Below are 6,744 nucleotides of genomic sequence, written 5' to 3' on the forward strand. Positions count from 1 at the left end.
CTCCGGCTCGGGCTGCGGCGCGGGCTCGGCGGCGGCCTCCACGGCCACGGTGTGACCCCCCTCGCCCAGCCCGATGTGCTGCCCCGGGTGCACCGGCGCCGAGTCCGCGACCCGCGCCCCGTCGAGGAAGGTGCCGGCCGTGCTGCCGAGGTCCTGCACCCACCAGACGCCCTCATACAGCACCACGCGGGCGTGCCGGCGGGAGACGGCCAGGTCCGGCACCATCACGTCGGCCTCGATGCTGCGCCCGATGACGGCGCCCTCCGGTGAGGGTGGGACGGTGAACTCCGCCGATGCCGTGCGCAGGACGATTCGCGGTGCCATCTCAACCTTTCCCCGGGGAGTCTGCCGACAGGTTAGGTCACGCCCACGGGCACCGGGCGGGCCGCCCCGCCTGCCGCCCTCAGGTGCGCGTCATGAACTCCTCGGGCCGCAACGCGCGCTCCACGATGCGCACGTCACCCAGCCGGGCGCGCGTCACCGCATCGAGCACGCCGTCCCAGGTGTACGCACCCACCAGCCACCGGCGCCCCAGCGTGGCCAGGCCCCGGTTGCGGGTGAGCGGGTTGCGCACCACGGGGCAGCCCTCCACGTACATCGTGGTGTGACGGCCGTCGTTCACCACCGCCACGTGCCACCAGCGGTCCGTGTGCAGCTCGTGGCCCCAGTTCGTCAGGCCCGTGTCCTGCGAGGTGGGGTAGGCCACCCACTGCAGCTGCCGCTCCCCCGAGAGGCTCAGCGTCACCACCGGCTCCTCCGCGTCGCCGCCGTGCTTGCCGGCCTCGGCAGCCGTGCCCTCGCGGCTCAGCAGGGCGGTCCAGGCGTCGCGGCCGGTCCACTCGGCGGGGAGGCGGAAGAACACCTCCACCGTGTACCCGCGCTCGAAAGTGGCGTCGTTGAGCGGCGCCTCGGCCACCGTGTGCAGGTGGTCGCCCACCGCCTTCTCGGCTCCCCCCATCGCGATGCTGGTGCGTCCCGGCTGCTCCGGGTGGTGGTCGGCCACCACCCACAGCGGGGCGCCGGCGGACACCACCTCGAGGTGGTTGCCGTGGCCGGAGAGGTCGCGCACCCGCTGGCCGGGGCGCAGCACGTCCCCGTCGCGCCCCTCCCACCGCCAGTACGCCACGGTGCCGGGCACCAACGCCTCGCGGACGGGCTGGCCGGGCAGCTCCGGGGCGGGCGCGAAATCCGCGAAGCGCGCGTCGAAGTCGATCTCCACCGTGAAGCGGTCCAGATCGCCGGTGACCACCAGCTCCTCGGCCATGAGCTCGTTGCGCCGCCCGGGATCCCGCTCGGTCACCCACGGCGCCAGGGTCTCCACGTCGATGACGCCGCGCGCCAGGTCGAAGCGGTAGAGCCGCACCATGGCCGCTCCGCCGTAGTAGCGCTGCTGGTAGTTGGCCAGGTGCAGGTGCACCTCGTGGCCGGCGTCGTTGACCATCGTGGTGCGACCGGACGGCCAGAAGTGACCGTTGAGCGTGAGGAACACGTGGTCGTGGCGGCGCACCAGGCGGTCCCACAGCTGCTGGCCGTACTCCGACGGGGCGGCCACGCCGTCTCCCGCATCGGCCTGCACGAGGTCGTGCGTGGTGAGGACGGTGGGCAGGCGGTGGGTGCGCAGCACGGCATCGGCCCAGGCGAAGCCGGCCTCCGAGAGGCGCCAGTCCAGGGCCAGCACCATCCAGTCGCGGCCGGCGGCGGTGAAGCGGTGGGCGGTGCTGTAGCCGTCCGGGCTGACGGCCACCACGCCGGGCTCGCGGGTGGAGCGGCGGAAGGCGCCCAGGTAGGGGGTGGCGCCGCGAGCGTCGGTGGTGTCCCCGCCCACGTCGTGGTTGCCGGCCAGCAGCGAGTACGGGATGCCGCTGTGGCGCAGTCGCCTCCAGGCGCGGTCGAAGGCGTTCACCTCGTGGGGCAGGCCGTTCTCGGTGAGGTCGCCCAGGTGGGCCAGGAAGGCGATGCCCTGCCGCTGGCGCTCGCGCTGCAGGTAGCGCAGCGAGGCGGTGAGCGGCTCGGGGTGGATCGAGTCGTCGTCGAACAGGTACTGCGTGTCCGGCATGACGGCCAGGGTGAACTGCTGGTCGCCCACGGGCTGGGGCCTGGACCGGCGGGCGGCCACGGGCTCGGGGGCCTCTGCGGCGTCGGCGGGCGTGGCCCCGGCGGGGCCACCCAGACCCGTCAGGACACCGGTGAGCCCGGCGGTGCCGCTGCCCAGGATGACGGCACGGCGGGAAGGGGTGGCGCCATCGGCGCAGGTGTTCTCACGGCACATGCGCCGGACCGTACGCAGGGCGCGTGGCCCCACCGTGTCGTGGTGGTGGCGCTCCGATGGCGTGCCGGTGACCCGCCGCGGAACGCCCGCCGCGGGCGACGCCCCGCCACGACGGTCAGCCCAGCGCGGACTCGAGGTCGGTGTGCGTGAAGTCCTCCCCCACGAACAGCAGCGGCTCGCCCCGTTCGGCCGCCAGGGCGTAGGTGTAGCAGTCCCCCAGGTTCAGGCGGGCGGCGGACCCGCTGCCCCGCCCGAAGTCACGGTGGGCCTCCCGCGCCAGCCGGGCGTGCTCCACGGTGAGCGGCACCAACTCGATGCCGAGCACCTCGAACAGCTCGTCCAGTCGCCGTCGCGTCGCGGCCGTCCCGCGGCGGTCCACCACCACGGCGCACTCCACGTACGTGGCGGTGGACATGGCCAGCGAGGGCGCCTCGGTCAGGACGCGCAGGATCTCCTCGCTCCCCTCCTCACCCTGCAGCACCGCCACCACCGCCGAACTGTCCACGATCATCGGGGAAGCCCCTGCTCGTCGTAGAGGTCGGCGAGGTCGGCGCTGAGCGACTCCCCGTCATCAAGGGAGAGACCGTTGCGGATCTGCTGCACCAGCACCGTGGCCCGCTCGAAGCGCCCCTCCGCCGCCCCCTCGGTGGCCCCGTGCCGCGCGAGGTACTCCTCGAGGGCGGCCTCCAGCGCGCTGGTCTGCGTGGTGCCACGCACCTGGGCGGCCTGCCGTGCCAGCTCGTGCACCCGCTCGTTCTTGATGTTGAGCGCCATGACTACACCGTACACCCGTCGGGTTACACCATGGAACCCTCTCGCTACGATGACGGCATGGAGACCACCACCCGCGAGTACCGGACCGGCGACCAGGACGTGGTGCTGGACATCACCGGCGACTGCGAGGGCTTCGTCGCCGGCCGGGGCGACGGCCTGCTGCAGCTGTTCGTGCCCCACGCCACCGCCGGCATCGCCGTGATGGAGACCGGCGCCGGCAGCGATGACGACCTGCTCGCCGCCCTGGCCGACCTGCTCCCCGCCGACGACCGCTGGCGCCACGCGCACGGCACCCCCGGGCACGGCCGCTCGCACGTGATGCCCGCCATCGTGCCGCCGCACGCCACCGTGCCCGTGGTGGGCGGGCGCATGATGCTGGGCACCTGGCAGTCGGTCTGCCTGGTGGACCTCAACGTGGACAACCCCGTGCGGACGGTGCGGTTCAGCTTCCTGGCCGACTGAGGCGGGCCGGGCCGGACGACTGGGCCACCCCGCCCCGGCCCACCGCGCCGCCATCTCAGGGGCGGATGACGGTGATCCCACCACCGGGCGCCGCCCCCAGCTCCGCGAGCGCCGCGGGGGCGTCCTCGAGGCCCACCTCACGCCCGACCAACCCCTCCAGCGCGATGCCGGGACGCCCGCCGGAGCCGGTGACGAGCTCCAGCATCGCGGGGTAGTCGCGCGCCGCCAGGCCGTGCGTGCCGTGGACGGCCAGCTCCCAGGCGACCACGCGGTCCATCGGCAGCGCGGTCCGGGCGGCCTCGCCGAGCAGCAGCCCCACCTGCACGTGGCGTCCGCGGCGCCGCAGGCCGAGCACCGAGGCCAGCGCGGCTGCCGGCGAGCCGAAGGCGTCGAGCGAGACGTGCGCTCCCCCATCGGTCAGGTCGTGCACGGCCTCGCCGACCTGCTCGGGTGACAGGCCGCGGGCGTCCAGCGTGCCCTCGGCGCCCAGGGCACGGGCGCGCTCCAACGCGGTCGGCGCCATGTCGACGGCCACCACGCGGGCCCCCAGCGCACGGGCGATCAGCACCGCCGACAACCCCGCGCCACCGGCCCCGTGCACGGCGACCCACTGTCCGGGCCCGACGCCGCCGTGGGTCACCAGCGCGCGGTAGGAGGTGGCGAAGCGGCAGCCCAGGGCGGCGGCGTGCACGTCATCGAGGGCGTCGGGCAGGGCGACGAGGTTGTGGTCGGCGGCGTGGAGGGCCACCTGCTCGGCCCAGGACCCCCAGCCGGTGAAGCCGGGCTGCGTCTGCTGCGGGCAGACCTGGCTCTCGCCGGCTGCGCAGGTGGGGCAGGCGCCGCATCCGCACACGAAGGGGGTGGTCACGCGGTCGCCCACGCTCCAGCGGGTGACGCCCTCGCCGACCTGGCGGATGGTGCCGGCGAGCTCGTGGCCGGGGACGTGCGGCAGGGGCAACGGGTCGTGCCCCATCCAGGCGTGCCAGTCGGAGCGGCACACGCCGGTCGCGCTGACGTCGAGCACCACGCCGCCGGGCGGGCAGGCCGGCTCGGGCACCTCCCGGACGGTTGGCAGGGCCCCGACCTCGTCGATCACCACGGCGCGCATGGGGGGCAGGGTAGGTGAGGGGGTGCACGGCGGTGCGCGGACCCGCACCTCGCCCCCGCCCTGTGGCAGCCTCCCTGCATGGTTGATGACCTGACTGTGCGCCCCATCCGCGCCGAGGAATGGCGCCGGGTGCGCGACCTTCGACTGACCGCGCTGCAGGACCCGGACGCGGAGATCGCCTTCTACACGCGCTACGCGGAGGCCGCCGCACGCACCGACGAGCAGTGGCGCGAGAACGCGCTGGCGTGGTCGGGTGACGGCCCCGGGGCGACCGGGCGGCAGTTCGTCGCCACCACCTCCGATGGGGTGTGGGTCGCCTCGCTGGTGTGCCTCGTCCAGCGGGCGGGCGAGCCGGAGTTCGGGGGCGGCACCATCCCGTCCGACCGCGGCCAGCTGTTGGGCGTGTACGTCGACCCGGCGTACCGCGGGCGGGGGCTGCTCGGTCGGTTCACGGAGGCGGCGGCCGAGTGGGCACGCGAGCGGGGGTTGGGGGCGCTGTCGCTGTGGGTGCACGAGGACAACGCCCGGGCCCGAGCTGCCTACGCGCGCCTGGGATTCCGGCCCACCGGCGTCACGGCCTACGAGGCGATGGGCCCTGAGCTGCAGATGGAGCGGACCCTGGCGGGGTAGGCGCCGGCGCCCCCGCGTCACGGCTGGGACTGACGCCGGGGCGCCACCGCCTCTGGTACCCATGACGGGAGCGGCTGGCACGGCCGCGTCCGCTTCAGCTCACGCCACCCCCATGACGAGGATCAGCAGCAGCACCGTCGCGAGCAGCACCCACATACGGACCTCCCTCGGATCGGGCGGCCTCGTCAGAACACCACGTGCGCCACCGGCACGGTGAACAGCAGCGTCAGCACCACGCGCTCGAACCAGATGATCACCAGGTCGCGGATGCGCAGCGGGATCTCCGTGGCGAGGATGCACGGCACCACCGCGGAGAAGAAGATGATCTGGCTGACGCACACCACGGCCACGGTGAACCGGGTGACCATCGAGGCGTCGGCCACCAGCGCCGCGGGCAGGAACATCTCGGCGATGCCGAGCGCGCTCGCCTTGGCGGCCAGCATCGGCTCGGGCAGACCCAGCAGCGCGGTGATCGGGTAGAAGACGTAGGCCAGCCAGTCGAACAGCGGCGTGTACTCGGCCAGCAGCAACCCGGCCAGGCCCACCGAGAGGATCGACGGCAGGATCGCCATGGCCATGAGCAGGCCGTCGCGCAGGTTCTCCCAGATGCTGCGGCCCAGCGAGGGCGCGGTGGCGGCCTGCTCGTCGGCGGCGCGCCACGCGGCGGCCAGACGGGAGCCGGTGGGGCGCTCCTCGGGCTCCACCTCCTGCCCCTGGTACCCGGTGGTGGGGATGGAGCGCAGCGGCCAGATGTGCACGGTGACGGCGGTGACCGCGAAGGTGATGACCAGGGAGCCCCAGAAGTAGGTGGACCAGTGCCCCATCAGGTCCAGCGCCTTGGCCACCACCACCATGAACGTGGCCGAGACGGTGGAGAACCCGGTGGCAATGATGGCGGCCTCCTGGGCCGAGTAGCGGCCCTCCTTGTAGACGCGGTCGGTGATGAGCAGGCCCAGTGAGTAGCTGCCCACGAAGGAGGCCACGGCATCGATGGCGGAGCGGCCCGGGGTACGGAACACGGGGCGCATGACCGGCTGCATGAGCACGCCGACGAACTCCATGAGCCCGTAGCCCACCAGGAGCGCCAGGAAGACGGCACCCACGGGGATGAGCAGCCCCACGGAGACCACCACCTTGTCCCACAGGAAGGGGCCCATGCCGGGGTCGGCGAGCCAGGCCGGCATGCGGTCGAACACGATGAGGCAGCCCACCACGGCACCGACGACCTTGGCGGCGCTGAAGGCGAGGTCGGTGGTGCTGCGCCGCCAGGTGCCCTGCACGAAGGGCCACACGGCACCGGCCACCACCATGGCCAGCAGCACCCACGGGACGGCCTGCGGCACCGCGCCCTTGAACCAGGTGACGATGTGGTCCAGGGCGATGGAGTTGGTGCCGTTGACGGTGAACGGCACGAAGAACGCCGCGATGCCGACGAGGCTCGCCAGCACGCTGCGCACCAGCTGGGCGGGGGTGGCGCGGGGGCCCTGGGCATGGGGGCGGG

The 6,744-nt window shown here is 73.8% G+C and carries 8 protein-coding genes; 2 read left to right on the plus strand and 6 right to left on the minus strand.

The genetic code is table 11. The annotated features are described in order from the left end of the window. The 4 genes from HMPREF3099_RS05280 to HMPREF3099_RS05295 all read right to left on the minus strand — a co-directional run. On the minus strand, nucleotides 1–324 hold a 324-nt coding region (locus tag HMPREF3099_RS05280; RefSeq protein WP_141762002.1), incomplete at its 3' end, for an FHA domain-containing protein. Between the two features lie 79 nt (nucleotides 325–403). After that, complete coding sequence (locus HMPREF3099_RS13645; RefSeq protein WP_070704933.1) at nucleotides 404–2,269, minus strand: LamG-like jellyroll fold domain-containing protein; 1,866 nt, start codon at nucleotides 2,267–2,269, stop codon at nucleotides 404–406. Nucleotides 2,270–2,384: 115 nt separating this feature from the next. Continuing rightward, nucleotides 2,385–2,780 (minus strand): type II toxin-antitoxin system VapC family toxin, encoded by a 396-nt coding sequence (locus HMPREF3099_RS05290; protein ID WP_070704936.1) that lies wholly within the window; start codon nucleotides 2,778–2,780, stop codon nucleotides 2,385–2,387. Then, complete coding sequence (locus HMPREF3099_RS05295) at nucleotides 2,777–3,043, minus strand: type II toxin-antitoxin system VapB family antitoxin (protein ID WP_070704939.1); 267 nt, start codon at nucleotides 3,041–3,043, stop codon at nucleotides 2,777–2,779. The genes HMPREF3099_RS05290 and HMPREF3099_RS05295 overlap by 4 nt, the downstream gene beginning before the upstream one ends. A 57-nt stretch (nucleotides 3,044–3,100) precedes the next feature. On the opposite strand from HMPREF3099_RS05295, the gene HMPREF3099_RS05300 reads away from it, so the two are divergent. Continuing rightward, nucleotides 3,101–3,505, plus strand: coding sequence for a YjbQ family protein (locus HMPREF3099_RS05300; protein ID WP_070704942.1), 405 nt, complete (start codon nucleotides 3,101–3,103; stop codon nucleotides 3,503–3,505). A gap of 55 nt (nucleotides 3,506–3,560) precedes the next feature. Here the strand turns inward: HMPREF3099_RS05300 and HMPREF3099_RS05305 are convergent, their stop codons facing one another. Continuing rightward, the gene (locus HMPREF3099_RS05305; RefSeq protein WP_070704945.1) at nucleotides 3,561–4,613 is read right to left on the minus strand and encodes a zinc-dependent alcohol dehydrogenase family protein; all 1,053 of its coding nucleotides are present in this window, start codon (nucleotides 4,611–4,613) and stop codon (nucleotides 3,561–3,563) included. Nucleotides 4,614–4,691: 78 nt separating this feature from the next. Here HMPREF3099_RS05305 and HMPREF3099_RS05310 point away from each other — a divergent pair, with 78 nt between their 5' ends. Further along, on the plus strand, nucleotides 4,692–5,243 hold the full coding sequence (locus HMPREF3099_RS05310) for a GNAT family N-acetyltransferase (protein ID WP_070704948.1): 552 nt from the start codon (nucleotides 4,692–4,694) through the stop codon (nucleotides 5,241–5,243). Nucleotides 5,244–5,428: 185 nt separating this feature from the next. Here the strand turns inward: HMPREF3099_RS05310 and HMPREF3099_RS05315 are convergent, their stop codons facing one another. Next, nucleotides 5,429–6,703 carry a YjiH family protein gene (locus tag HMPREF3099_RS05315; RefSeq protein WP_083323517.1) on the minus strand — a complete coding sequence of 425 codons (1,275 nt, stop codon included), beginning with the start codon at nucleotides 6,701–6,703 and terminating at the stop codon, nucleotides 5,429–5,431. Between the last annotated feature and the right edge of the window lie 41 nt (nucleotides 6,704–6,744).

Origin of the sequence: Kytococcus sp. HMSC28H12 (assembly GCF_001816045.1) — a bacterium.
GTDB lineage: Bacteria > Actinomycetota > Actinomycetes > Actinomycetales > Dermatophilaceae > Kytococcus > Kytococcus schroeteri.